This is a genomic window from Saccharopolyspora sp. NPDC045839 (genome assembly GCF_056431645.1).
In genome coordinates this window covers 25,399-52,062 of sequence record NZ_JBWKKH010000041.1, presented here as the reverse complement: position 1 = coordinate 52,062, position 26,664 = coordinate 25,399, and the positions used below count along the sequence as shown (strand labels likewise).

General features: G+C 68.9%; 13 protein-coding genes. 7 read left to right on the top strand and 6 right to left on the bottom strand.

Going from position 1 to position 26,664, the window contains the following annotated elements; genetic code table 11:
• Positions 1–14 precede the first annotated feature (14 nt).
• Entirely contained in the window at positions 15–2,096 is a 2,082-nt protein-coding gene (locus AC07EQ_RS37380) for an AMP-binding protein (protein ID WP_478392539.1), read from the bottom strand.
• Between the two features lie 585 nt (positions 2,097–2,681).
• Here AC07EQ_RS37380 and AC07EQ_RS37375 point away from each other — a divergent pair.
• Both AC07EQ_RS37375 and AC07EQ_RS37370 read left to right on the top strand, forming a co-directional pair.
• On the top strand, positions 2,682–3,209 hold the full coding sequence (locus tag AC07EQ_RS37375) for a flavin reductase family protein (RefSeq protein WP_478392538.1): 528 nt from the start codon (positions 2,682–2,684) through the stop codon (positions 3,207–3,209).
• A gap of 316 nt (positions 3,210–3,525) precedes the next feature.
• Entirely contained in the window at positions 3,526–4,113 is a 588-nt protein-coding gene (locus AC07EQ_RS37370) for a ClpP family protease (protein WP_478392571.1), read from the top strand.
• Positions 4,114–4,677: 564 nt separating this feature from the next.
• Here AC07EQ_RS37370 and AC07EQ_RS37365 read toward each other — a convergent pair.
• Positions 4,678–4,806 (bottom strand): hypothetical protein, encoded by a 129-nt coding sequence (locus AC07EQ_RS37365; RefSeq protein WP_478392537.1) that lies wholly within the window; start codon positions 4,804–4,806, stop codon positions 4,678–4,680.
• A gap of 283 nt (positions 4,807–5,089) precedes the next feature.
• Between AC07EQ_RS37365 and AC07EQ_RS37360 the strand changes: the two genes are divergently transcribed.
• From AC07EQ_RS37360 to AC07EQ_RS37340, 5 genes are all read left to right on the top strand, one after another.
• Positions 5,090–15,856 (top strand): amino acid adenylation domain-containing protein, encoded by a 10,767-nt coding sequence (locus AC07EQ_RS37360; protein ID WP_478392536.1) that lies wholly within the window; start codon positions 5,090–5,092, stop codon positions 15,854–15,856.
• Between the two features lie 25 nt (positions 15,857–15,881).
• A complete protein-coding gene (locus tag AC07EQ_RS37355) occupies positions 15,882–20,423 on the top strand; it encodes a beta-ketoacyl synthase N-terminal-like domain-containing protein (RefSeq protein WP_478392535.1) in 4,542 nt (1,513 codons plus the stop codon).
• A 103-nt stretch (positions 20,424–20,526) separates the two neighbouring features.
• The gene (gene fabD, locus AC07EQ_RS37350) at positions 20,527–21,516 is read left to right on the top strand and encodes an ACP S-malonyltransferase (protein WP_478392534.1); all 990 of its coding nucleotides are present in this window, start codon (positions 20,527–20,529) and stop codon (positions 21,514–21,516) included.
• A gap of 54 nt (positions 21,517–21,570) precedes the next feature.
• Entirely contained in the window at positions 21,571–23,133 is a 1,563-nt protein-coding gene (locus AC07EQ_RS37345; RefSeq protein ID WP_478392533.1) for an AMP-binding protein, read from the top strand.
• 85 nt (positions 23,134–23,218) lie between these two features.
• The gene (locus AC07EQ_RS37340; protein ID WP_478392532.1) at positions 23,219–24,484 is read left to right on the top strand and encodes an MFS transporter; all 1,266 of its coding nucleotides are present in this window, start codon (positions 23,219–23,221) and stop codon (positions 24,482–24,484) included.
• A gap of 328 nt (positions 24,485–24,812) precedes the next feature.
• On the opposite strand, the gene AC07EQ_RS37335 is transcribed toward AC07EQ_RS37340, so the two are convergent.
• From AC07EQ_RS37335 to AC07EQ_RS37320, 4 genes are read right to left on the bottom strand one after another with little or no spacing between them, the layout of a single operon-like run.
• Entirely contained in the window at positions 24,813–25,001 is a 189-nt protein-coding gene (locus tag AC07EQ_RS37335; protein WP_478392531.1) for a DUF397 domain-containing protein, read from the bottom strand.
• Positions 25,002–25,003: 2 nt separating this feature from the next.
• Positions 25,004–25,867, bottom strand: coding sequence for a helix-turn-helix domain-containing protein (locus tag AC07EQ_RS37330; protein ID WP_478392530.1), 864 nt, complete (start codon positions 25,865–25,867; stop codon positions 25,004–25,006).
• 4 nt (positions 25,868–25,871) lie between these two features.
• Positions 25,872–26,402, bottom strand: a complete 531-nt coding sequence (locus AC07EQ_RS37325) for a DUF6879 family protein (RefSeq protein ID WP_478392529.1) — start codon at positions 26,400–26,402, stop codon at positions 25,872–25,874.
• Positions 26,399–26,608, bottom strand: a complete 210-nt coding sequence (locus AC07EQ_RS37320; protein WP_478392528.1) for a hypothetical protein — start codon at positions 26,606–26,608, stop codon at positions 26,399–26,401. Before AC07EQ_RS37320 ends, AC07EQ_RS37325 begins: the two co-directional genes overlap by 4 nt.
• Positions 26,609–26,664 lie beyond the last annotated feature (56 nt).

Sequence of the window (26,664 nt, the reverse complement as noted above, 5' to 3'; positions counted from 1 at the left end):
AAGGTCCGGTCGGCTCAGTCGCCTTCCTGGTCGCCGACTTCGCGCAGCACCACCAGGGACAGGTCCTGGACGGTTCCGTTCATGAATTCGGACATGGGGAGGGAGACCCCGTAGTCCCGTTCCACGTCGTGGCGCAGCCTGATCATGCGCACCGACTCCATGCCCAAACCGATCAGCGGCTTGTCCTCGGGCAGTTCTTGCCAACTCGCGCCCAGCGCGGATGCGATCCGCTTGCGCAGCTCCGTGGTGACGGCGGAAGCCCGGACCTCGGGCGGCAGCGCGAGCAACAGGTCGCCCATGGCCGATCTGGCGGCCGTGGGTTCGGCGGCCGGCGCCACCCGCGTGCTCGTCGCCAGCGGTACGAGCTCGCCGTTGAGGTAGGACTCCCGGCAGCCGCGCCTCCGGACCTTTCCGCTCTGCGTGCGCGGGACCGCCGCCGGTTCGACGAGGACGACCTCGTACACCTCGACCTGGTGCGCGCTCGTGACCCCCAAGCGGATTCGCTCGGCGAGGTCGGTCAGGTCGGTCAGGTCGGCGTTGGCGCCCGACTCCACCGCCTGCACGACGACGAGCCGCTCCCCGTCCTCCGAATCGACCGAGAAGGCCGCGACCGGGAGGCTCGCCAGCGAGGGCGAGACCTGCTGGGCCGCGCCCTCGATGTCCTGCGGATACAGGTTGCGGCCGTTGATGATGATCAGTTCCTTGAGCCGGCCGCAGGGCACGAGGTCGCCGTCGTGGAAGAACGCGAGATCGCCGGTCCGGACGAACGGGCCGTCCCCGTCGGCCAGGGTGCCGCCGAAGGTCTCGGCCGTCTCCGCCGGCCGGTTCCAGTACTCCTGGCAGACGACCGGGCCGCTCACCCAGACCTCGCCCACCTGACCGGCGGCGCACTCGGTGCGGGACTCGGTGTCCACGACCAGCACGCGCCCGAACGGCCCGGCGCCCCCGCAACCCACGAGTTCTTGCGCCCGCGCGGAGCCCTCCGCCGGCACCAGCTCGGCGCGACCCCGCTCCAACTCGGCGGCATCGACCGCGACGCTGAGCGCGTCGGGTTCGCGCTTGCCCACGACGATCTGCATGGTCTCGGTGAGGCCGTACGCCGGGAACAACGAAGTGCGCCGGAAACCGGCAGGCCCGAAGGAGCCGACGAACCGTTCGAGGGTGGCTTCCTGAACTCGCTCGCCGCCGATGAGCGCGACCTCCCAGCCCGACAAGTCGAGCGCTGCCCGCTGGTCCTCGCCGATCAAACTGCAGCACCGCTCGTACGCGAAGTTCGGGCCCCCGCTGAACACCGGTCCCTCGGTCGCCGAGATCGCCGCCAGCCACCGGAAGGGATCGGCGACGAAGTCCTCCGGCGTCATCAGCACGGCTTCTCCGCCCGCCAGCTGCGCGAGCAGCACCTGCCCGAGCCCGAGCGCGTGGAGGGACGACATCCAGCACACGACGTTGCCGCCCGCCGGGAGTTCGGTGAGCGCCCGGAAGTTGGCGATCTGGGCCGCGAGGTTGCCGACCGACACCGCCACGCCCTTCGGCCGGCCGGTCGATCCCGAGGTGTACTGCAGCAGTGCCAGGTCATCCGCGACCGCTCGGGGCGGAACCCAGAGCCGTGCGTGGTCCTCGCCCAGCGCATCGACGTTGAACCACACCCCGGGCGGCGCGAGGTCCCCCCACCTGTCGCGCAACGCCGGCGCGAGATCTTCGGTGGTGAGCACCGCTGCCACGTCGGCGTCCGCTGCCATGGCGATCAACCGGTCGGCCGCGTCTTGCGTGGCATCGCCGATGTCCGGCGAGCACGGCACGGCCGCTACGCCCGCGTACAGGCATCCGAGGAATCCAGCGAGGAAATGCGGGCCGGGCGGCAGCAGCAGCAATGCCCGCGCGCCTGCGATGCCCTCCTGCTGCAGCGCCGCCGCGACGGAGCGCGCCCGCTGGTCCAGCTCCCCGCGGCTGAGGACCACGCCGCGCTCGCCCGGCGCGTGACCGGGAGGCAGGAACCGGAGAGCCGTGGCACCCGGCGCGCGCTCGGCGTTGTCCCGGAGCACCTCGAACAGCGAATCGATCCGGGCGTCCGGGCGGCGCGCGGCGAGATCGGTCATGCCCAGGCTCCTGTCCATCGGTTGCGTGCCACGTGGCATGCCGAGGATCACCAGCGCGGGAGCATCTGACCAACCCCGGAAGGAGCCGCCGAACGACTACGGGTGGGGTAGCCGTTCGGTGACGCTCCATTGGAATACACCGGTCGGGGACTCCCCTGTGGTGCCGCCGCACCAGCACCTCGGTGCCCTTCGCGCGAGGTCCCACTGAGGTTTTTCCAGCCTCGTTTTGCGTGGCGGTGCGGGTAGCGGAACCTCAGAGGCTTCCTGGACTGTGGGTGCCCTGACTTATGTATGGCCCGATACACGGCGTCAGGGCCGTCCTCGCCGGGAGAACCCCGGAGGGGTGGGCACGGTGAACCCGCGGCGGTGCCGGTGTCGTAGGTGGGTTATGCGCCTGCGGCGCATGCGACACCTCATCGACGTGCGGCTTTGCGGCCCGCGGCTGCGGGCCGACCAGGATGAAAGACGTTCAATGCCCATCTCGGGGGGCGCCGTTCAGGCACTCGCGGACTCCGCGCGGCTCTATATCGTCTTGATCGGCAGTCCGTCAGGGCGAGTGGACCGACGACCGAAGGGACCCACCTGATGCCAGACAGCGTGCCGGCCAGTGCCCTCGACAGCCCGGTGCAGCAGGACGCGGCAGCGTTCAAGGAACTGATGAGCGCGTTCCCCAGCGGCGTCGCCGTGGTCACCGTCACGGACCGCAGCGGCGAACCCCACGGATTCACCTGCTCATCGCTTTGCAGCGTCGGCTTGGCGCCACCGATGCTCTTGATCTGCGTTTCCAACCGCAGCGGAACTCTCGCCATCATCCGGGACCAGGGCCGATTCGCGGTCAACCTGCTCCACAGCCAGGGACGCCACGCCGCAGAGGTCTTCTCCTCGGGCGCCCCCGACCGGTTCTCCTCGCTGCCCTGGGCGCGGACCCGGCGCTTGGGCCTTCCCCATCTCGTGGAGCACGCCCATGCCATTGCCGAGTGCGAGGTCACCACGACCACGGTCGCCAGCGACCACGTGATCGTGCTGGGCGAAGTCGCGGCTGTGACGTACCGCCAGGAGCCGCCGCTGCTGTACGGCCTGCGGCAGTACGCCACCTGGCCTTCGGGTGTGTGAGGGGGCACCGCCGCTGGTGCGGCCGCCACGCGTTCAGCACCAGCACGACGCCCTCCGCCGCGGACGCTGATCCGGCGCATCGGCAGCACGTGATCAGCGCCGACCACCTCCGTTGACCTCATCGGCTGCCGAGCAGGCGGGGAGGCCTCGGCCGGGTCACGCTCTGAGCGAAAGTGGGCGGGTTCGGCGTTCCGCGCCGCGCATGTTGGTTAGGGTTGGTCACGTAATGTCGCAAGATCAGTCAGTCCTGACCGGGCGGCATGCGGTACGGGCGACGAGAAGGTAGGTAGACGTGACGCACGACCACAAACTGAGCATGCGGACCGGTGGTCTCAACCTGACCGACTCGGTGTACGAGCGACTGCTCCAGGAACGCATCGTCGTGCTCAATTCCCAGGTTGACGACGACGCGGCGGGCCGGATCACCGCACAGCTGCTGCTGCTGGCGGCCGAGGACCCGAAGTCCGACATCCGGTTCTACATCAACTCGCCGGGCGGTGCGGTGTCGGCCGCGTTCGCCATGTACGACACGATGCAGCTCATCGAGCCGGACGTGGCGACCTTCGCGCTGGGAATGGCGGCTTCCGCGGGCCAGTTCCTGCTCTCCTCAGGGACGCCGGGCAAGCGGTACTCGTTGCCGCACGCGCGCATCCTGATGCACCAGCCGTTGGCCGGCGTCGGTGGTACCGCGTCCGACATCGCCATCCAGGCCGACCTGTTCGTCAAGCAGAAGCACGAACTGGCCCGGCTCACCGCGGAGCAGACCGGCCAGCCCATCGAGAAGATCCTCGCGGACGCCGACCGGGACCGCTGGTTCACCGCGACCGAGGCCCAGGAGTACGGCCTCGTCGACCACGTGGTGAGCCGCGTGTCGATGTCCGGCGCGGCGAACGCGGACGGCTGAGCCGCGATCGTCGAGCATGAACTGCGCCTTCCCCCGCAGGCCGGCGTCGGCACGACCACGCTGCATTGGGCGAGCTGAGACCGCTTTCGGGTGGTCGCCGGGGTCGGCGTGCGGGGCCGGCGTGGGCATGCCCGCGCGAAGCGGGCGTGAGGTCCGCTGGTAGCGGAAATCCGGCCAGAGACATCTCGATCCGGCTGCGGACCCCACGTGCTCGTGAGCGAGCCGCGCTCGGTGCGCAGTGGTTCGCAGCGGGCGGCCCGGTTCTCCCGGGTCCTGAATCCGGCCGACTTCCTCCAGCCGACGTGGACTGCAGGGCTCGGTACGCGGTCGACGTCGCAGTGCGGGGCGAGGACCAGCGCCGGCCAAGCCCAAGACGTCGGCAACGACCGGCCCGCGACGACCGGCCCGTGATCGTGGTGCTTCCGGTGCGACCGGCTGCTGATATCTCACGAGGTCGTCGACGTGCTGGCCGACCAGGCCCCCGGCACCGCACGACGTCCGGTGCCGGATGACGGCGCCGCATATCTGATCTGAGCGGAAATCAATCGCCTCCGGCCTCGCCGATCACATGGCGAACTCCGCATTCGGTGCCGAACGCGTTGAGCGGCCGTGCTGAAAACCGGTATCGAAATCAACGCGCCGCCATGCTGTTTCAAAGCCCGTTTCAAAGAGGGCGGCGGCGTGGGTGGCCATACGGGCACCTCTGAAGGACACGCCAGCGAGGCGGTGTCGCTCTCCCCTGGATCTGTCAGCATCGGTGGGTACGGCAGCCAGCCCAGCGCGGTTTCTTCCAGAAAGGGCACTCATGCCTTCCAGTCGCCTACCTGAGAACAGGTCCGGAGGTGCCGGCGGCAACCCGGCCGTGCGGGCGGAGGATCTGCCTACTTCGTCTGATGGGCACGTTGGCATGCCACTTCGTGAAATCGTTCAGCGGTACGACGCGGGTACGCTTTCGACAACGGATTTGCTCACCGAATTGACGGAGCACGCAAAGCGTCCCCTGTCGGAAGGGCAGCGCGGTTTGTGGGCGCTGCACAAGATGGAGCCGGACACGTATTCGTACAACGTGCCGGTATGCCTATCGTGCGAGCACGTCGACCAGGCCGCTCTCGAGGACGCATTCCGCGATGCGGTATCGCGGTACCCGATTCTTTCGGCAGCCGTCCGGGAAGGGGTCGGCGGGCCTTCTTTGTCGCCTGGTGGCGCCGATCGTTTCCAGGTCGAATACGCGGACATCTCGGATGTCCCCGCCGATGATGTGCTCGAGCACCTGAAGCGGCGAGCGCAGCGGCCGTTCGACCTGGCCGGCGAGCCCCTGATCCGGCTGTCCGTGCTGCGTCGTGCCGAGTCCGAGGTGTACGTCCTCGTGGTCGTCCACCACATCATCCTCGACGGGCCGTCGCTGTGCCTCGTGCTCGACACCTTCCTGCGCGCCTACCAGGCCCGGGTCGGTGGCCGGGAACCATCGTCCCAGCCCGGCGCCGCGGAGTTCGGCGAGTTCGTCGCGTGGGAGGACGAGTACCTCGGTGATGCTCGCGCCGAGCGCGACCGGGATTTCTGGAAGCGGGAACTCGCCGGCAGAATTCCGCTCACCGGTTTGCCCACCGAGGCGACGCTGGCTCCCGACGCGCCGCACGAAGGCGAGGTGTGCACTCGGCGGTTGCCGAAGGAACAGGCCGATGCTATTTCCTCGTTCGCCGCGGCGAACGGGATCATTCCCGGCGTTTTCCTGCTCGCCGTCTTCAAGACATTGCTCCACCGGTACACGGGGCAGGAGGACATCGTCATCGGGATGCCGGTGTCCGGGCGCCCGTCGGAGCGCTTCGACTCGTCGGTCGGCTATTTCATCAACACCCTGCCCATTCGAAGCAAGCCGGCGGCATCGGACGAATTCGCGCTGTTCGCCCAGCGGCTGCAATCAACGGTTTTCGAGGCGATCGACCACGCTGCCTATCCATTCCCCCGCATCGTGCGGGATCTCGATGATCGCGATGCGGACCTCCGGTCACCGGTATTCCAGGTCGCCTACAACTACCAGAACTTCTCCCTGGCCGGAACTTTGCAGAACCTGGCGGACGAGCTCCGCGACACCTGGCCGTTCCGGGTGGTGGAAGGTCTGCACCAACTCGGTGAGTACGACCTGACGCTGGACGTGGTTCCCGGTGACGGATTCGAACTCGTCTGGAAATACCACCCCGCCGCTTTTTCCGCCGCCACCATCGCGCGGATGGCCGACCACTTCGTCAACCTGATCGATGACGTCGTGGCTTCGGGCGGCCATGCCGAACTCGGCCGGCTGAACCTCATGGACACCGCTGAGCGGCGGCTCCTCCTGGACGAGTGGAACCGCACGGACGCCGACCATCCCGAGGACCGGACGGTCTGGGATCTCTTCGCGGAGCGGGCGGGGTCGAATCCGGACGCGCCCGCGGTGACCTGCGGGGAGCAGACCCTGACCTATCGCGAACTCGCCGATCGCAGCTCGGCGCTGGCCGATGCGCTGCGGCGCCGAGGCGTCGGGGCCGGGGACAACGTGGGTGTCTGCTTCGAGCGTTCGCTCGATCTGATCGTGGGTCTGCTCGCGATCATGAAGCGAGGCGCGGCGTACGTGCCGTTGGATCCCGACTTCCCGGCAGAGCGCCTCTCGTACATGATCCGGGACAGCGGGGCCGAGCTCGTCGTCTGCCACGAGGCCGTGATGGGCGCGTTGTCCGCGGTGGAGACGCACGGGGCGAGGCTTTACGTGACGGACCGCCCGGACGACGGTGACGAGGTGCGGGAACCGCGGGCCGCGCGTCCCGGGTCGACGCCTGGTGTCGCGTACACCATCTACACCTCGGGCAGCACCGGACAGCCCAAGGGAGTGGTGGTCCCGCATCGGGCGCTGACCAATTTCCTGCTGGCCATGGCCGGGACCTTCGGGGTGACCGCGGGCGACCGGTTGCTGGCCGTCACCACGTACAGCTTCGACATCGCCGGCCTGGAGCTCTACCTGCCGCTGATCACCGGCGGGCATTGCCGCATCTGCGATTCGACGACGGTCAAGGACGCCACCTTGCTCGCGGCGGAGGTGGACGCGTGGCGGCCCACTCTCATGCAGGCCACCCCCGCTACCTGGGCCATGCTGCTGCGCGTGGGGTGGCAGAACGCCTCCGGTGTCAAGATCCTCTGCGGTGGGGAGGCGTTGCCGGAGAACCTCAAGGACCAGCTCGTGTCCCGTGGCGAGACTTGGAACCTGTACGGGCCGACGGAAACCACGATCTGGTCGACGGCGCGGCGGTTGCGCCGCGACGAGCCGGTGACCATCGGAACGCCGATCGCGAACACGCGGTTGTACGTCCTCGACGAGAACATGCAGCCGGTGCCCGTCGGGGTTCCGGGCGAACTGTGCATTTCGGGCCGTGGTGTCGCGCTGGGATACCACGGGAAGCAGGACCTGACGGCGCAGCGCTTCGTCGAGAACCCGTTCGTGCGCGGCGAGCGCCTCTACCGGACCGGTGACGTCGCACGCCGGCTGCCCGACGGCGAAATCGTCTTGCTCGGGCGGATGGACAACCAGATCAAGCTCCGCGGTTACCGCATCGAACTCGGTGAGATCGAGGCCGTGCTCAACGGTCATCCGGACGTCGCGAACAGCGTTGTCGTGGTGGAGCGCAAAGGCCGATCGGAACGGCTCGCCGCGTATTTCACGGTGCAAGGCGACAGTCGGCGTGCCATCGACGCCAAGGCGCTGCGCGCGCATCTGGAGAAGACCCTCCCGGCCTACATGGTGCCGAGTGCGTTCGTGGCGCTGGAATCCTTCCCGCTCACGGCCAACGGCAAGATCGATCGGGCGCGGCTGCACGACTCCGGTGAGCAGGCGCCGGTCGTGCGGTCCACCTCCGATGCCGCCGCGGGTGCGGTCCGCGTCGAGCGGAGTGTGCGCAAGATCTTCGGCCAGGTGCTCGGCCGCGAGGACGTCGACCGCGACGAAGCGTTCTTCGAGGCGGGCGGCGACTCCTTCTCGGCCATCGAAGTGGTGGAGGAGATCAACCGGACCTTCGGGTGCCGGCTGCGGCCGGTGGCGCTGTTCTCGAACCCGTCGATCGCGGCCATGGCTCGGCATGTGGCCGGGCTGCTGCCATCGGAAGCGGCACCCCCGGCGCGAGCAGCAGCGCAGAGTGCGCCCCGGCAGCTCGATCCGCTTCCCGACGGTCGTGCGGAGGAGCCTGCCATCGGTGACGGATACCTCGACGACTCGATCGCAGTGGTCGGCATGTCGTGCCACTTTCCCGGGGCCGGGAACCCCCGGGAGTTCTGGCGCAATCTTCAGGAAGGCAATGGCGGCAGCACGTTCTGGTCGCCCGAGGAGCTGCGTGCGCTCGGGGTGCCGGACGAACTGATCGGCCGGCCCGGGTACGTGCCGCAGCGGGCGGTCATCGATGGCAAAGCGGAATTCGATCCGGCGTTCTTCGGGATCTCGCCGCGCGACGCCGAACTCATGGACCCGCAGGGACGTCTCCTGCTGCTGCACGCGTGGAAGGCGTTGGAGGACGCCGGATACCGCCCGGAGGACGTGCCCAACACCAGCGTCTTCACGTCGACGAGCAACAACTTCTACCAGGCGCTGTTGCCGAGCCTGATGGAGAACGCGGCGGGCGCGCGCGTTCTGGCCAGCAATGAGGGATACGTGGCCTGGCTGCTCTCGCAGGGCGGCAGCGTGCCCACGATGATCTCGAGCAAGTTGGGGCTGAGCGGCCCCAGCATGGCTGTGAGCACCAACTGCTCCTCGGCATTGAGCGGACTCCACCTCGCGTGCCAGGGACTGCTCGCCAGCGAGGTCGATCAGGCGCTGGTCGGCGCGGCCAGCCTCTGCTCCACGATGGAGCTGGGCTACGTGCACCAGCCGGGCCTGAACTTCTCGAGCGACGGGCTTTGCAAGCCGTTCGACGACACGGCCGACGGCATGACCGGCGGTGAAGGCGTGGGCGTCGTCGTTCTCAAGCGCGCCCGCGATGCGTTCGCCGCCGGCGACCACGTCTACTGCCTGATCCGCGGGGTGGCGGTCAACAACGACGGCGGTGACAAGGCCGGGTTCTACGCCCCGAGCGTGCGAGGCCAGGTCGACGTCATCCGCAAGGCGCTGGACAAGTCGGGCGTGGACCCCGAGTCGATCCGCTACGTCGAAGCGCACGGCACGGGCACCAAGCTGGGCGATCCCATCGAGGTCGCGGCGTTGACCGAGGCGTACCGGCACTTCACGGATCGCAGCCGGTACTGCGGGATCGGGTCGGTCAAGAGCAACATCGGCCATCTCGACGCCGCCGCCGGGATCGCCGGTCTGATCAAGCTGGCCCTGAGCCTCCACCACGGCGAGGTTCCGAGATCCCTGAACTGCGACGTGCCGAACACGCAGATCGATTGGGAGAACTCCCCGTTCTTCGTGGTCGACCAGAACCTGCCGCTGAGCGGGACGGGCTCCGAGCCTCCGCGGGCGGGGCTGAGCTCGTTCGGCGTCGGCGGCACCAATGCGCACGTGGTGCTCGAGCAGGTGGCCCCGCGTTCGCGCGCGATACCTTCCGCCGAGAGTCCGGAGGAGCATCTGGTCGTCCTCTCGGGACGGGACGGCGAACGCCTCGAAGCCCTCGCCCGGGATCTCCTGGCGTTCCTGCCGGAGTACCGGGGCGCAGGCGGGGACCTGGCGTCGCTGGCGTACACGCTGCAGACCGGACGGCGGGCGATGGCCAGCCGGATAGCGTTCATCGCCGACGACTTCGAGACGTTGGCCGCGCAGCTCGGCGCCTACGTCGAAGGGAACGTGCCGGAAGCGGCTTTCGCCGGCACCGTCCGGCGCCAGGACGACGAACTGGTATCGCTGTTCGCCCGAACCGAGCAGCTCCAGGAGCTCGCGACGGAATGGTTCGAGCGCGGCGAGTGGGAGAAGGTCGCACCCCTGTGGGTCAGCGGCATCGACGTCGCCTGGAACTCGTACTACGGCGCGCAGGTGCCGGGACGGGTGAGCCTGCCGACGTACCCGTTCGACACGAAGCCGTTCTGGCCGACCGCGGAACCGGTGCGGCCGAGGCAGCCCGCGCAAGCGGTGGAGTCGGCCGTGCCCCAGGAGAGCGCGCCGGTCGACGCCGATGCTGTGCTCGGGGCCGGAACCGATGGGGTCGAACGGTTCCTGGCGCGGCACCAGCAGAGCACGGCCGAGATGAACGGGATCCTGCGGCAGCTGATGCTCGCGCAGCTGTCGACGATCGGGCTCTTCCGGGAGCCCGTGCGGTACGAGCAGGTCGGGGCGGGCGTGATCGCGCCCAGCTTCGCGAAGTGGCTCGACCACAGCGTGAACGTGCTGGTGGACGGCGGCGAGCTCGTCCGGGAAGGCGACTTCCTGCGGACGCGGGACGGCGCGCCGGACGCCGAGCAGGCGTGGCGAGCCTGGCGTGCGTGGCAGGACGGGCGCGGCAGCGATCCGGAGCTGGCAGCCAAGACCGCGCTGGTCGAGCGCATGGTCGAGGCCATGCCGGCGATCCTGACCGGAGAGCGGCCTGCCACGAGCATCATGTTCCCCGGTGGGACGCTGGAACTCGTCGAGGCGGTCTACCGGCGGAATGCGACCGCCGACTACTTCAACGCGATGACGGCCGGCGCGGTGCGTTCCGAGGTGGCGGAGCTCCTTCGCGGAGCGCGATCCGGGATCCGGGTGCTGGAGATCGGCGCCGGCACCGGGAGCGCCAGCGATCGCGTGTTCCAGCAGTTGGAGAGCTTCGAGCGCGATATCGCGGAGTACTGCTACACCGACATCTCCAAGGCGTTCCTGATCGAAGCGGAAAAGCGGTTCTCACCACGCGTTCCGTACCTGACGTGCAGGACGTTCAACGTGGAACTGCCGCCCGGCGAGCAGGGATTCGCGGCAGGGCACTACGACATCGTCATCGCCAACAACGTGCTGCACGCGACCAAGGACGTCGTGGAATCCGTCGAGCATGCCCGCGAGCTGCTCCGCCCTGGCGGTGTTCTCCTGCTCAACGAGCTCGCCGAGAACGAGCTGTGGTCGCACCTGACCTTCGGGTTCCTCGACGGCTGGTGGCGCTACACGGACGGCTGGCGCATCGATGGCGGCCCGGCGCTGTCGTCGGCTTCGTGGCGAGACGTGCTCCGCGACAAGGGATTCGGCACGGTGCACTTCCCGGCGGAGCGGGCCCGGTCGTTGGGACTGCAGACCGTGGTGGCGCGGGTCGGCGCGCGGGCGTCGCTTCCCGCCCCGAGGAAGGCCGATCGGGAACTCTCGCTCGAAACGCACGTCGAAGAGGCCCTCGTCCGGAGTCTGATGGCTTCGTTGAAGCTCCGCAGGGAAGAACTGGAGGACGACAAGCCGTTCGCCGACTACGGGCTGGACTCGCTCACGGGCGTCAATCTGGTGCAGCAGCTCAACGAATCGCTGGGCACCGACCTGGATCCCAGCGTCCTGTTCGACAATCCCTCCATCCGGAGGCTGGTGCGATTCGTTCTGGCGGAGCACGGCGACGCGATCACCGCCGACGCGGAACCCGAGACGAGCCCGCTCCCCGCTCCGGTCGAACCTGCGCGCGTCGAGGCGCCACGGACCATCGAAGCGCCACGCGTCGCCGAAGCACCTCGGGGCACCGAAGTGCCACGCACCATCGAAGCGCCACGCGTCAATGAGGCGCCACGGACCACGGAAGCGTCTCGGGGCGGCGACCCCATTGCCATCATCGGCATGAGCGGCCGGTTCCCGGGTGCGCGGAACGTCGATGAGTTCTGGAGCCAGCTGGTAGCGGGCCGCGATCCGGTGACAGAGGTGTCCCGCTGGGATCTGTCGTCCTTCGGAAGCCGTTGCCCGGACGGCGGATTCATGGACGGCATCTACGAGTTCGATCCGCTGTTCTTCGGGATTTCCGGGGTGGAGGCCTCCTACATGGAGCCGCAGCAGCGGTTGTTCCTGCAGGAGGCGTGGAAGGCGCTCGAGGACGCGGGTCATGCGGGCGAGTCGCTCGACCGCGAGCGTTGTGGGATCTACGTCGGTTGCGGCGCCGGTGACTACTTCGACCTGACGACGTCGTCCGATTACCCGGCGCAGGCGTTCTGGGGAAACATGAGCTCGCTGGTGCCCTCCAGGATGGCGTACTACCTGGATCTGCACGGACCGGCGATGGCCGTCGACACCGCGTGCTCCAGTTCGCTGGTGTCCATGTACCTGGCGTGCCAGGGATTGTGGGCGGGAGAGGCCGATCTGGCGATCGCCGGCGGCGTCTTCGTCCAGTGCTCGCCCCGCCTCTACATCGCGGGATCGCGCGCCGGGATGCTGTCCCCGACCGGAAGGTGCCACACGTTCGACCAGGCCGCCGACGGATTCGTCCCCGCCGAAGGCGTCGGAGCGCTGGTCCTGAAGCGGCTTTCGGATGCCGAGGCCGACGGGGACCACATCTACGGCGTGGTCAGCGGGATCGGCATCAACCAGGACGGCACGACCAACGGGATCACCGCGCCGAACGGGAATTCCCAGGAGAAGTTGATCCGGCAGATCTACCGGGACTTCGAGATCGACGCCGCGGGGATCCAGCTGATCGAGGCGCACGGCACCGGCACGAAGCTCGGCGATCCGGTGGAGTTCAACGCGCTCGTGCGCGCGTTCCGGGCGCACACGAGCGAGGAGCAGTTCTGCTCGCTGGGGTCGAGCAAGGCCAACATCGGCCACGCCCAAGCCGCGGCCGGCGTGATCGGGATCATCAAGACGCTGCTGGCCATGAAGCACGAGACGATGCCCGGGCTCCTGCACTACCGGACGACCAACCCAGGCATCGCGCTGGAGGGCAGCCCGTTCTACGTGCACGCGGAGCCGAAGGAGTGGGTCGTCCCGCAAGGCGGCAAGCGGCGCGCCGCGATCACGTCGCTCGGTGCCAGCGGGACGAACGCCCACGTCGTCATCGAGGAGGCCCCGGCATCGCCCCGGCGGAGCAGGCCGGAAGGCCCCCGGCTGATCGCGCTGTCGGCGCGAACGGGAGAGGCCCTGCGCCAGCAGGTTGCCGATCTCGCGCGAGCATGCCGGGAGCGCCGGGATCTGGATCTCGGTGATGTGAGCTGCACGCTCCTGCTCGGGCGGACGCACTTCCAGCACCGGTGGGCCCGCGTGGTCGACGATGTGGCCGAGCTGGAACGCGCGCTCACCGCTTGGCTTTCCGGCGATTCCGCGGAGACCGCAGTCGGGACGGCCGCGCGGCCGCACGTCCTCGCCGCGGAGTACCTCGACGGACGGACACCCGATTTCGGCGAGTTGTTCCGGGACGGGCGCTACGGGCGCGTGTCGTTGCCGGTCTATCCCTTCGACCGGGCCCGGTACGAGTTGCCGGGCGATGTATCGCCCAATGGCGTGCTGCTGAGCGGCATATCGCCGAGCGGCGCATCGCCGAGCGGCGACCGCCAGCCGGACCGGACGACGCTCACCGGCGACGAGTTCTACCTGCGCGAGCACCGGGTGCAGGGAACCGCCATCGTGCCGGGAGCGATGTACCTGCAGTGGGCCTACGAAGCCGCCCGGCACAACGCTTCGGACGGCGTTTGCTTGCAGGACATCGTCTTCCTGCGTCCCCTCGGCGTGGCGGAGGGGCCGCGCACGGTGCAGGTGGAGCTTCGTCCGGAAGGCAGCGGGACCCGCTTCGAGGTGCATTCCGCGGCAGCGGGTGCCGCGAACGCCGGCGGTGAGTCGGTGATTCATTGCCAGGGCGGGATTTCGCGCCTCGAGCGGTCGGCGCAGCCGATGATCGACCTGTCCGGGATGCTCCGGGACTTCCGGCGCACCGCGACGGGACCGGAACGCTTCTACGCGGAGTACCGGGAGCTCGGGATCGAGTACGGTCCGGCGTTCCAGGGCCGCGGCGCGGTGTACGAGGCCGAAGGAGCGGTGCTCGCGGAGTTGAAGTTGCCGGATGTCGTGCTGGACACCGCGCGCAGCTTCGCGCTGCACCCGTCGCTGGTGGACTCGGCGATGCAGTGCATGCGGCTGCTCGTCGGATCCGAGGGCAGCGACGTCGGGTTGGTCTTCTCCATCAAGAAGGCGGAGATCTTCGCACCGTGCGCCGAGAAGATGTGGGCCTGGGTTCGCTGGAGCGACGACGCTCGGGACGCCGGGCGGATCGACATCGACCTGGCCGACGAGCGCGGCAAGGTGTGCCTCGCCCTCCGGGGGATCACGGGCCGCCGCACCGCGCGCACGGCCGCCCCTGACGAGGGGAGCGAGTCGCCCGCGGTGACCCTGCTCCCCACGTGGGACCAGGCCCGCGAGGTCGAGACCGAGGCCTGGCCGCGGACTGCCGAATCGGTCGGCATCATCGCGGCGACGCAGGACGCGCGTGACGCCCTGGTCGCGAGGTACCCGTCGGCGCACGTGCTGGCGGTTCCACCGCACGGTTCGCAGCACGACATCGAAACCGCCATTCGGTCGGCTCCCGCGCTCGACCACCTGATCTGGGTGGCGCCCGAGTACGCGGAGGCGGCATCCGGTGAGGGCATCGTCGACGGCCAATCCGCTGGAACGCTGCAGGTCTTCCGCACGGTGAAGGCGCTGCTCGGGGCCGGCTACGGCAACCGCTCCCTGGGGTGGACCGTGATCACGAACCGCGCGCACCAGGTGCACGAGGCCGAGCCGATCGATCCGGCCAACGCCGGCGTTGCGGGCCTGGCCGGCTCGGTGGCGAAGGAGTACCCGAACTGGAAGATGCGGGTGGTGGACGTGGACGCGTACGACACCGCGTCGTTGTCCGCCGTGCTGAGCCTGCCCGCCGATCCGGACGGCAACATGCGGATTCGCCGGAGCAGCACGTGGTTCCGGCAGCACCTGACGACCGTTCGCCCGAGTTCGCCGACGTCATCCCGGTTCCGGGCAGGCGGCACCTACGTCATCGTCGGCGGGGCAGGTGGATTGGGCAGGGCCCTCAGCGCGCACCTGATCCGCCAGTACGGCGCGCAGGTGGTGTGGCTCGGGCGAAGCCCGCGGGACGCGCGAATCGAGGCGGCCATCGCCGAAGCAGCGGGTTCCGGCGGACCCGCACCGCTCTACCTGCAGGCCGACGCCACCAGCACCGAGTCCCTCCGGCAGGCGCGGGACGAAGTCGAACGGCGTTTCGGACGCGTGCACGGCGTCATCCACTCGGGCCTGGTCTTCTCGGGTGCGAGCCTGGCCAAGACGACCGAGGCGGAATTCCACGACGTGCTTCGGGGCAAGGTCGACGCGAGCGTGCGGTTGATGGACGTCTTCGGCGGCGACTCGCTGGAGGTCGCGCTCTTCCTCTCGTCCATCAACTCGTACCTCAAGGCCATCAAGCAGGCGAACTACGCCGCCGCTTGCACGTTCGTGGATTCCTTCGCGCACGCGGTGGAACGCCGCTACGGATGCGCCGCCAAGGTGATCAACCTCGGTTACTGCTTCAACAACGCGGTGGCGGAGAACGACCGTGCGGCGGTGGTGGGCGCCGGCGTTCCGCTCATCCAGGCGAGCGAGCTCATGGCGGCGATCGAGCTGCTGTGCGCGGGACCGGTGAACCAGCTGACCCTGATGAAGTTCAGCCCGGCCTTGAACACCCGGGGAATCACCGTGGGAGACGACGAAGTCGTGCTCCGCTGGGACGAGCCTTCGCCGTCGTTCGCCGCGGTCCACTCCGACCACCGGGAGCTGCGAGACGCGTTCGGCGATCTCGAGCGGCTGCGTGCACGAACCAAGGAACTGAACGCGCTCGTGATCTGATCGCGCAATTTCGGAGGGACCGATCATGAAACGGCTGCTGTGCGACTTCTTGTGGTCTCACCTGCGTGGTCTCGGGGCGTTCAGCCGATCCGAGCAGACGTTGGGTGCGGCGCGGGAAGCGGCCGGTCTGCTGCCGGTGTACGACTTGTGGTTCGCCGAGTGCGTTCGCGTCCTCGAGATCGAGGGCTACCTCGAGCGCCGGGACGACGGCATCCTGGTCGGCGAAGCCCGGGGGCACCGGCCGCTCGACGAGCTGTGGCGCGAGTGGGAGGCGGAAAAGCCGCGCTGGCAGGGGAATCCCGACCTGGCCGCCACCCATCTGCTGGTGGAGACGACACTCCGGGTCCTGCCCGACATCCTCACCGGGAAGCGGCGTGCCACGGAGGTCATGTTCCCGGGTGCGTCGGTGGAGCTGGTCGAGAACGCGTACAAGTCCAACCCGGCATCGATCTACTTCAGCACGGCACTGGCCGCCAAGCTGGTCGCCCACCTGCGGCGCCGGGCCGATGCCGAGGCCGGTTTCGAGCCGCGGATCCTGGAGATCGGCGCGGGCACGGGCGCGACGAGCGCGATCGTCCTGGACGCCATCCGGGCCGAGGGGCTGGCGGTGCGGGAGTACCGCTACACGGATCTCTCCCGGGCGTTCCTGGAACACGCCGAGCGGTCCTACGGGCCGACCAGCCCGTTCCTGGCCTACGGCATTCTGGACATCGAGAACGCGGTGGCGGAGCAGGGAATCCCCGTCGGCGAGTACGACGTGGTCATCGCCGCCAACGTGCTGCACGCCACCCGGAACATCCGGAACACGTTGCGAAACGCCAAGGCGCCCCTGAAGAGGGGCGGAATCCTGCTGCTCAACGAGGTGACGGCGAACAACTTCCTCAACGCGTTCACCTTCGGTCTACTCGAAGGGTGGTGGCTCTACGACGACGCGGAGTCGCGCATCCCGGGCAGCCCCCTCCTGTCGGTCGAAGGCTGGCAGCGCGTCCTCGCCGAGGAGGGGTACGGGCCGGTCACCCTGCCGCTGCGGGAAGCCACGGATCTCGGTCAGCAGATCATCGTGGCCGAGAGCGACGGAGTCGTGCGGCAGGCGAGCCCTGCGGCGCGCGAATCCGTGCCGGATCTCGCGCCGGAGTCGGTTGAGAGGGCGCCGGTGCGCGAAAACCCGGCCGCGGCCGGCCCGGGCGGCGAGTCCGCGCCCGCGGATCGCCTGCTCGACCACGTTGCGGGGACAGTGCTCGACGTGCTGGCGGAATCGCTGCGCATCGACCGCTCCCGCATCGCGCGTGACGAGCCGTTCTCGAACTACGGCCTCGATTCCATCTTCGCCGTGAACGTGGCCCGTGCCGTCGGTGAGCAGCTCGACATCGACCTGGACATCACGGTGCTCTTCGAGCACGGGACCGTAGCGGATCTCAGCGAGTTCATCGTCACCGAGTACGCCTCCGAGATCCAAGCCCCGCTCGCGCCCGGAACCCCTGGCCCCAGCGGAGAAAGCAGCGCTCCCGCGGAAGTGAGCGCACCTGCTGAAGCGGAACCGGTCGGGGAGGAGGCCGAGCCCGAGGGGATGGCCATCGTGGGGATGTCCGCGAGGTTCCCCCAGGCCGACGACATCGAGGAGTTCTGGCGAGTCGTCGAACAGGGCGAACGGTGCATCACCAGCCCGCCGATGCGGCGTGCTGACTGGGCGCTCCAGGGCGACGGCGTGGACGCGGCCGCGATCCGGGGCGGGTTCATGGACGAGATCCACGAATTCGACCCGCTCTTCTTCGGCATGTCGATGACCGAGGCGCGGCAGGTGACTCCCGAGCTCCGCTTGATGTTGATGGCGGCGTGGAACGCCATCGAGGACGCGGGTTATCAGCCCGCGGAGCTGCGGACGCGGCCCACGGGGGTCTTCGTCGCCGCCACCGCCAGCGAGTACGAGCCCGGAGCGCCGGACGCCGACGGCGGGCCGAGCCTGATGAGCTCGCCGGCGCCCGCGCTGATCCCCAATCGCATTTCCTACCTGTTCGACCTGCAAGGCCCGAGCGAGCAGTGCGACACGACGTGCTCGTCGTCGCTGGTGGCCCTGCACCGCGCCATCCGGTCCATCCGCGACGGGGAGTGCGACCAGGCCCTCGTCGGCGGCGTGAACCTGATCATGTCACCGGCCCGCTTCGCCGGAATGCGGGCGGCGGGGATGCTCAGCCCCAGCGGGGACGTGCGCCCGTTCCAGCAGGACGCCGACGGCACCGTGCGCAGCGAGGGTGCCGGCGCCGTGCTGATCAAGCCGCTCAGCAGGGCGATCGACGACGGGGACACCATCTACGGCGTTGTGCGCGGCACCGGCGTCGCCCACGGCGGCAAGGGCGTGTCGTTCACGGCGCCGAACGTCCGCGGCATGAAGTCCGCCATCGCACGCGCCTACGCCGACGCGGGTATCGACCCCGGCACCGTCTCCTACGTCGAAGCCCACGGCATGAGCTCGATGCTGGCGGACAGCGCGGAGATCGCGGCGCTCCGCGCGAGCCTGGGAGGCGACACCGCGGCGCCGGACGGCGAAGACTCCGCCATCTACCTCGGCAGCGTGAAGCCGTCCATCGGGCACACCGAGGTGTTCTCGGGTCTGGCGGCGCTGGTGAAAACGGTCCAGGCCGTGCGGCGCGGCGTGGTACCGGCGATTCCCGGTTTCGGGCGGCTGCACGAGAACATCTCCCTGGCGGGAACCCGGCTCCGGGTGGCCGCGGAGACCGTCCCGTGGCCCGTCCGCACCGGCGACGACGGCCGTGCGCTCCCGCGTCGTGCGAGCATCAACAGCTTCGGGATCGGGGGCGTGAACGCGCACGCGGTGCTCGAACAGCACCTGCCCGTCCACGGCGAGGACGCGCAGGAGAGCGCGCTTTCCCCGCAGATCCTCGTGCTTTCGGCCAAGACCGGGAACGCCCTCCGCGAACGGGCGAAGCAGTTCGTCGACTGGGCTGCGAAGGCGGGCCCGGAGAATTGGGCGGACGTCGCATACACCCTGCAGGCCGGGCGCGAGGCGATGGACTGCAGGCTGGCGCTGATCGCGGCCACCGCTGAGGAGGCGGCCGAGGTGCTCCGCGGATGGCTCGGCGACGACCCGGAGATGCGCGCGCGGGTGGCAGTCGCCGACGGTGCGCAGCGCGACCGCGGCATCGTCGACTCGTCCGCCGACACCGACGAGTTCCTCCGTTCCCTCGTGGCGCAGCGGCGCATGGATCTCCTGGCCGACCGCTGGGTGGCGGGCGCGTCCGTGGATTGGAGCCTGCTGCACCAGGGAACGCGACGCCGGAGGATTCCGCTGCCGGGTTACCCGTTCGAACGGCGGATGTGCTTCGGCATGCGGTCTCCGGGCCGGTCGGCCCCCGCCCCGGCGGCCGTCGGTGAACACGTCGGCAATGCGGGACCGGAGGACTTCGTCACCGGTCTCGTGGCCTCGGTGCTGGGCCTGGAAAAGCACGAGGTCGACGGCTCGAAGGCGCTGGCCGACTACGGTCTCAACTCGCTGCTCCTGGTGGCGGTGCTGGGCCGCCTCCGCGGCGCGTTCCCGGCGTTCCAGCCGGATTGGCTGCAGCCGAACGACACCCTGGACGACGTGGTCGCGCGGCTGTCGACCGTGGCCGCGGACGGCAGCCTGCCCGGGGGCCCGCAGTTCCCGGAGCTCGTGCACTTGAACGGCGTGACCGAGGGCAGGCCGGTGTTCTGGATCCACGGCGCGTTGGCCAGCGTCGAGTCGTACCGCACGATCGCCGCGAAGATCGACCGCCCGTTCTACGGAATCCAGGCCCGTGGCTTCATGACGGAACACGCGCCCGTCGAAGGCATTCCGAAGATGGCCGAGTACTACACCGAGATCATCCGCGCGGTGCAGCCCGAGGGGCCCTACGACGTCGGCGGGTTCTGCCTGGGCGGAATCGTCTCCTACGAGATCACCCGCCTGCTCCAGCAGCAGGGGCAGGTCGTGAACTCGCTGATCATGGTGGATTCGCCGGACGGCACCGGCCTGGCGAAGTCGAACGCCAACGGGTCCGCGACGGCCCGGAGCGCGGCCATCCAGGTGGTGAACTCGTTGCTCTGGCCGGCCGGGGTCAAGGACCTCGCCGAGGTGACGCGACTGCTGATCCACCAGGACGAGGTCGACGCCACGATGGACGAGGCCGGACTCGTGCGGCGGCTCGCCGATCTCGCCGTCGAGCGGGGCCTGTCCATGAGCCGCGAGCAGATCGTGGACTTCACCCTCCGCAACATCGGGGTGCAGCTCGCCTACGGGCTCGCCGACTACGAGGTCCGGCCGCTGGTGGACCCGACGGCCGTGGACTGCACGTACTTCCGGAACCGCAGGGGGCTCTTCCTCGGTGATCTCGAACCGTACTTCCAAGTGGCCGGCGAGACCTTCTCCCTGGACCACGTCAACTACCGGCAGGACTGGGAGCGCGAGCTCCCGGCGTTGCGGGTGGTGGACATCGACGCGGCCAACCACATGACCATCCTGCACGACGACGGGCCGCTCGCCGCGATCGAGCAGACGTGCGTGGAGACCTACGTCGAAGTCGGTGCCGCCTGATGAGCCCTTTTCGTCCTGCTGCGACCGCAGCCGCGACGCCCGAGCGCGCACCGCTGGGCAGAACGAGGTTGCAAAACCCTCACTTCCGATGCGAGGTCAGTTGATGCGATCCTACGTCTTCCCGGGTCAGGGAGTGCAGAAGAAGGGAATGGGCAAGGGCCTGTTCGAGCACTTCCCGGAGCTGTGCCGGCAAGCCGACGAGGTGCTCGGGTATTCGATCGAGGCGCTGTGCCTGGAAAATCCCGACCGGCAGCTGAGCAGAACCACGTACGCGCAGCCCGCGATCTACGTCGTGAACGCGCTGCACTACCTGACGGCGCGCCGGCAGGACGCGGCGCCCGCGGACTACCTGGCAGGCCACAGCCTCGGCGAGTACAACGCGCTTTTCGCGGCAGGAGCCTTCGACTTCGAAACCGGCTTGCGGCTGGTGAAGCGTCGCGCGGAGCTGATGGGCCAGGCCGACGGCGGCGGGATGGCGGCGGTGGTCGGCGTGTCCGGGGAAACCATCGCGGAGACGCTGGAAGCGCATGGCGTCGCGGGCGTCGTCATCGCCAACTACAACGCCCCCGAGCAGCACGTGCTGTCCGGGAGCAAGGAAGGACTGGAGCGGATCAAGCCGGTCTTCGAAAAGCTGGAAGGCGTCCGGGGATTCGTTCCGCTGCGGGTCAGCGGGGCCTTCCACTCGCCGTGGATGGCGACGGCCGCCGAGGAGTTCCGGGCGTTCCTGGACACGGTCGAGTTCGGTGAACTCCGGACGCCGGTCGTCTCCAACGTGACCGGCCTGCCCTTCGGATCGGACGCGCAAGCCGTCCGGGAAGCGCTGGCCGAGCAGATCACCCACGCGGTCCGATGGGTGGAGTGCGTGCGGTACATGCGAAAAGCCGGCGTGTCGGCCTTCGAGGAACTGGGCGGGAGCAAGGTCCTGACGTCCCTCATCGACCAGATCCCGGCGGAGGAGCCGAAAAACGCCGCGCCCTGGCGCGAATACCGCGACGAGCGCGTACTGGCACTGCTTCGCGATTGCGCGAACGGAAACCGCGGCGTCGACGAAGTCGTTGCAACGATCCGCGCCGGCGGAACGTCTCATCGGTGAGCGACCGAGCCGTCGCTCAAGCGCACATCTCGCAGCAATGGAGTTCTTCCAGTCATGATGTTCATCGACTACCTCGACCGAGGTTCCAGCATCAACCCCCAGGCGCCGTGCATGGTCGATCCCGACGGCACCGTGCTGATGACGCACGAGGAGTTCACCTCGGTCAGCCACCGGGTGGCGGTGGGGCTGTTGAACGAGGGCTTAGAGCAGGGCGAACGCGTGTCGATACTGAGCCCGCCCGACGCGTACGCGTTCGCCTGCGCGGTCGGCGTGATCCGGGCGGGCGGCATCTGGATGGCGGGGCACGCGGCCAGCGCGGCGGACGACCTCGTCGACTTCCTCAACCTCGCGAAGTGCACCCGGCTGATCTACCACGGTTCTCAGGCCGATCTCGCCGCAACGCTCATCGAGCGCGTCCCCACCCTGCGGACGACGGTGTCGATCGGTCCTGGCCGCGACGGCGACCCGGAACTGACCACCTGGATGGCACCGGAAGGCGTGACGGCGCCGCTGCTCCCGGTGGATTCCAGCCAGAACATGCTGTTCATCAGGACCGGCGGCACCACCGGCAAACCGAAGATCGTGCCGATCAACAACCGGCAGGCGCACCTGATGTACGTCGCGGTGAGCGCGCACGCCGCCGAACCCGAGCCGCCCCGCTACATCTGCGCGACGCCGCTGGCCCACGCCGGCGGTTCGTTCGCCTTCCCGGCGATCGGCGCAGGGGGATCGGTCATCATCCACCGGGAAGCGGCGCCCGAGGAGATCCTGACCTCGATCGAGCGCAACCGGGTGACCCGCATCTTCCTGCCGCCCTCGAACCTGTACGAGCTGCTGGCGCATCCGTCGGTCCGCGACCACGACTACTCCTCGCTGCGCCACTTCTTCCTGACGGCATCGCCCGTCGCCCCCGAGCGAATGGCCGAGGCCGTGGACGTGTTCGGGCCGGTCATGACCCAGTTCTACTCGCAGTCCGAGGCGCCGCTGGCCCTCACGGTGCTCACCGCCGAGGACGCCGCACGGGCCGTGGCCCCGGGCGGTGACCGCAGGCTGCTCGCCTCCTGCGGCAAACCGACGGTCGTCGCCCGCGTCGAGATCATCGACGACGACGGCAACGTCCTGCCTCCCGAGCGGACCGGCGAGATCGCGGTCCGCTCCGACCTGGTTTTCCCCGGCTACTGGGAGAACCCGGAGGCGACCGCCGAAACCCGGCGGCCGGGCGGCTGGCACGGCACCGGCGACATCGGCCTGCGCGACGCGAACGGCTACATCTACATCGTCGACCGCAAGAAGGACCTGATCGTCACCCGCGGCGGGCTCAACGTGTTCTCCTCGGAGGTGGAGGCGGTGATCCACACCTTCCCCGAGGTCCACGACTGCGCGGTGATCGGCCTGCCGGACGACGAGTGGGGCGAGGCGGTCACGGCGGTCGTCGAGCCGAAGCCGGGGCGGGACATCGATGCCGAGGCGATCATCCGGACCTGCGAGGAGCGGCTCGGCCCGGTGAAGGCGCCCAAGTCGATCCTGGTCCGCGGCCTGCCCCGGTCGCCCGCCGGGAAGGTGCTCAAGCGCGAGCTGCGCGACGAGTACTGGAACGCCCAGGCGCGGAAGGTGTGATGGCGGCAGTGCGTCAGGACCCGCCGGCGGCGGACTTCCGCCCGGCCTGGCGGTGGAAGTCGAAGTACGTCGCCAGGAGGAATCAATGAGTGAAACAGCGGGGGGCAGGCTCGGCCGCGATCAGGTGGCCGGGCCCGGTGCCGAGATCCTGCACGGCTGGCGGCCGTTGACCGCCGCCACGATCGGTATCGGTCTCGGGATCGCGTCGCTGCCGTTCTACACCTTCGGGTTGTTCATCCCGGAGCTCGAGGCGGAGTTCGGCTGGAGCCGCAGCCAGATCTCGTCGGTGCTGTTCATCGGCTCCATCATCAACATCATCCTGTCGCCCCTGATCGGCTTGGTCGTCGACCGCTACGGCGTGCGGATCCCGTCGGCGGTGTCCCTTGCCGCGCTCGGTGGGATCTTCATGGCGCTCTCGGCCGTCGGGCAGCCCTTCACGAGCTTCCTGTTGCTGTCGGCCCTGATGTACGTGCTGGCGGCGGCCTCGTCGCCGGTCTCGTTCACGCGCGCGGTCAACGAGCGGTTCGACCGGGCTCGCGGGATCGCGCTCGGCATCGCCTTGGCAGGTGCGGGGCTCGTCGCCTTTCTCGCACCGCAGATCCTCGGCGCGCAGATCGCGGAGGACTGGCGCGGTGTCTACCGCATCCTGGGGATCGTGGTGCTGGTGGGCGCGGTGGTCGTCGGCGTGCTGATGCCGCGCTCGCGCGGGCTCGCTCGCGCGGCAGCCCGCAAGGAGGTGTCCGCCGCCCCGCGGCTCGCGCCGCTGCTGCGCACCGCGCTTTTCGGCCGCCTCGCGGTGACTTTCCTCCTTCTCGCGCTCGCCCTCGGCGGCATGTCGGTGCACTTGGTCCCGCTGTTGCGCGACGCCGGTGTGTCGCCCGCCTCCGCGGCGGGAACGGCCAGCCTCGTCGGCGTGGCGCTGATCGTCGGGCGACTGGTGGTGGGTCTGCTCGTCGACCGCTTCTTCGCGCCGAAGGTCGCCGCCATCGTCCTCGCCGTCGCCGCGGCCGGGTTCCTCGCCCTGCTGCTCGGCGGTCCCGACCTCGCCGTCGTGGCCGCGATCGGCCTCGGCCTGTCGCTGGGCGGCGAGGTGGACGTCATGGGGTACCTCACCGCCCGCTACTACGACCTGGCCTGCTACGGCCGCCTGTTCGGCGTGCTGTACGCGATCTTCGTGGTCGGGATCGGTGCCAGCCCGTTGCTGATCTCGTGGCTGCGCAGCGCGACCGGTGGTTACGACATCGCCCTCGTCGCGTCCGTGGGACTTCTCGCCGTCGCGAGCGTTCTGCTGCTGACCGCACCGCGGTTCCCGGACAAGACCACGGCAGAGCGGGAAGAAGTGAGCGCGTGAAGCAGCCTCCCGAGGTCTGCTCATCGCGATCTAGTTGATGACGCCTTCTGCGGCGCCGTCCCGTCGGGTAGGTGAGCCCGGCGGTGGACGGCGCCGCAGTCTTCGTGCGAGCCGGCGAGCGAGGACGAGGAGAGCGTGACCGGCGAGGATCGCCTGCGCGGGAAACGCCGCAATCGCCACGCCTCGTGAACGTCGGGATCGGACGGGGCGAACACGGTCACTTCCTCCGCATCAGGCCGGTTTCGAGGTACTCCTCAGACTGGATAGCCGCGGTGCCGGAAAACGATGAAGCGCCCCGCCGGCGGGGCGGGCGCTTCTTTGTTACGGGTCAGGCGTCGAACTTGCCGCCCTTGATCGCGGTGAGGAAGTCCGCCCAACGCTCGTTGGTGAAGCTGAGCAGGCTGCCGTCGCGGTCCTTGGTGTCGCGCACGCCGGTCATGTAGGGGGCGGCACCGACCTCGACGCACTGTTCGGGGTTGTGCAGGCTCTTGGTGGACTTGCGCCAGTTTGTGAACATGGTCAGTCCTTCGTACTCGGTGGATCAGGCAGCCGGGCGATATCCGTGGAGATCTGCACAAGCAACCGCCGTGCCTCGTCTCCTTCGACGGCGGCCTGCCACAGGCTGTCGGCGAGCCGGTTGTAAAGGGCGACGTCGTCGGGGTCGTCCGTGTTGATCTCGGTGTTGACGGTCTCGACGAACACGGTGTCGCCGATGATCCAGAACCCGCTGGCCGGGATGTGCGGCAACCGGGTGTTGAGCGGGATGATGCCGAACCGGACGGTTGCCAATCCGCACAGGGCGATCAGCCGGTCGACCTGCGCCACCATCGTCTGCAGCGGGCAGGCGAAGTACCGCAGGGCCGACTCGGCGATGAGCAGTTCGACGTGCTTGGCCGAGTCGTAGAGCGCGTGCTGCCGCTCCAGGCGAATCTGCACGGCGGCGTCGGTGTCGTGCGGCACCTGCTGTAGCGCGGCGGCCGAACTGAACACGTGGCGGGCGTAGTCGGCGGTCTGGACGAGACCAGGCACGACGACGAGTTCGAACGCGCGGATCGTGCCTGCTTCGGCCTCGATACCGCGGCTGCGCTCTTGCCGTCGCCGGTGCCCGGTACGCAGCTGCCGCTTCCAGCTGGAGGACTCCAGCCGGATCGTCCGCAACTCGTCGCGGAACTCGGTGGCCCTCGGCTCCGGAACTTCGGTGAGTCGCACCCAGATCAGCAGATCGGCGTCGGTCGGGAGCTGCCTGCCGTTCTCGATCTTGGAGATCTTGGACGGTTGCCACCCGGTGGCGCTGGCGAACTCCCTGCCGGAGTAGCCGGCGCGCTCCCGGAGTTCGCGGAGTCGATCGCCGAATTCGAGCTTGTGCCGTTCGGGTGTGCTCACTGGTTCATCTCGTCGGGTCAGGGGTCAGGACTGTTTCAAAGGGTGCCGCATGACTCCAGGCGATCTCGCGCCACCTCCTGTGCCTTGCCACGGTGTCGGCGTCGTCGATGAGTTCTGCGGCGATCATGCCGTGGGCGTCGAAATGCATGATCGCCACCAACTCGTCGTCGAACAACCAGAAGTCGTGATCGGGCAGGTTGTACTCAACGGCAGCGGTGGTCGACATGACGCGGATGTCTTCACCCGCCGCGGCGTTGCCTGGCGCCGCGAACATCTCGAACCGCAGGTAGTCGGTCAGCGGCTCGGTGAGCACCCGCACCCGTTCGAAATGCCGCCCTGACACAGTGGCCTGCCTGACGTTGGCCAGCCATTCCATGGTGAACGACATGTCGGGCGTTTCGCCTGCGAGGAACTGCCGGAACGCCTCGGCCTCGTGCGGTTCCCGATACTCAGGCTGGCATTCCCAGCGCCAGGCCGAGCGCGTGAAGGTCTCGAACAGCCGCCCGAAGTCCTCGCCGCGTACCAGTCGGGTCATCGCGTGTCCTTCGGCGCGAACGACAGCAGTCCGGCGGGGATCTCGACCGCGGTTTCCGTCTCGGGCATCCCTCGGTCATGGAGAGCCGCGAGGGCTTCCGGGTCATCGATCTTGTAGCCCTGCACGACGTAGGTGCCCCGGTCGGTGGCGTACAGGTTCGGGCACGAGCCGTTGATGCTGGTGGTTCCCAAGAACGTGAGCTTCATAGCCCCTCCAGGTCGTCGAAACATCGAGCATCATGCAAGCAACACGAGCAACGGTC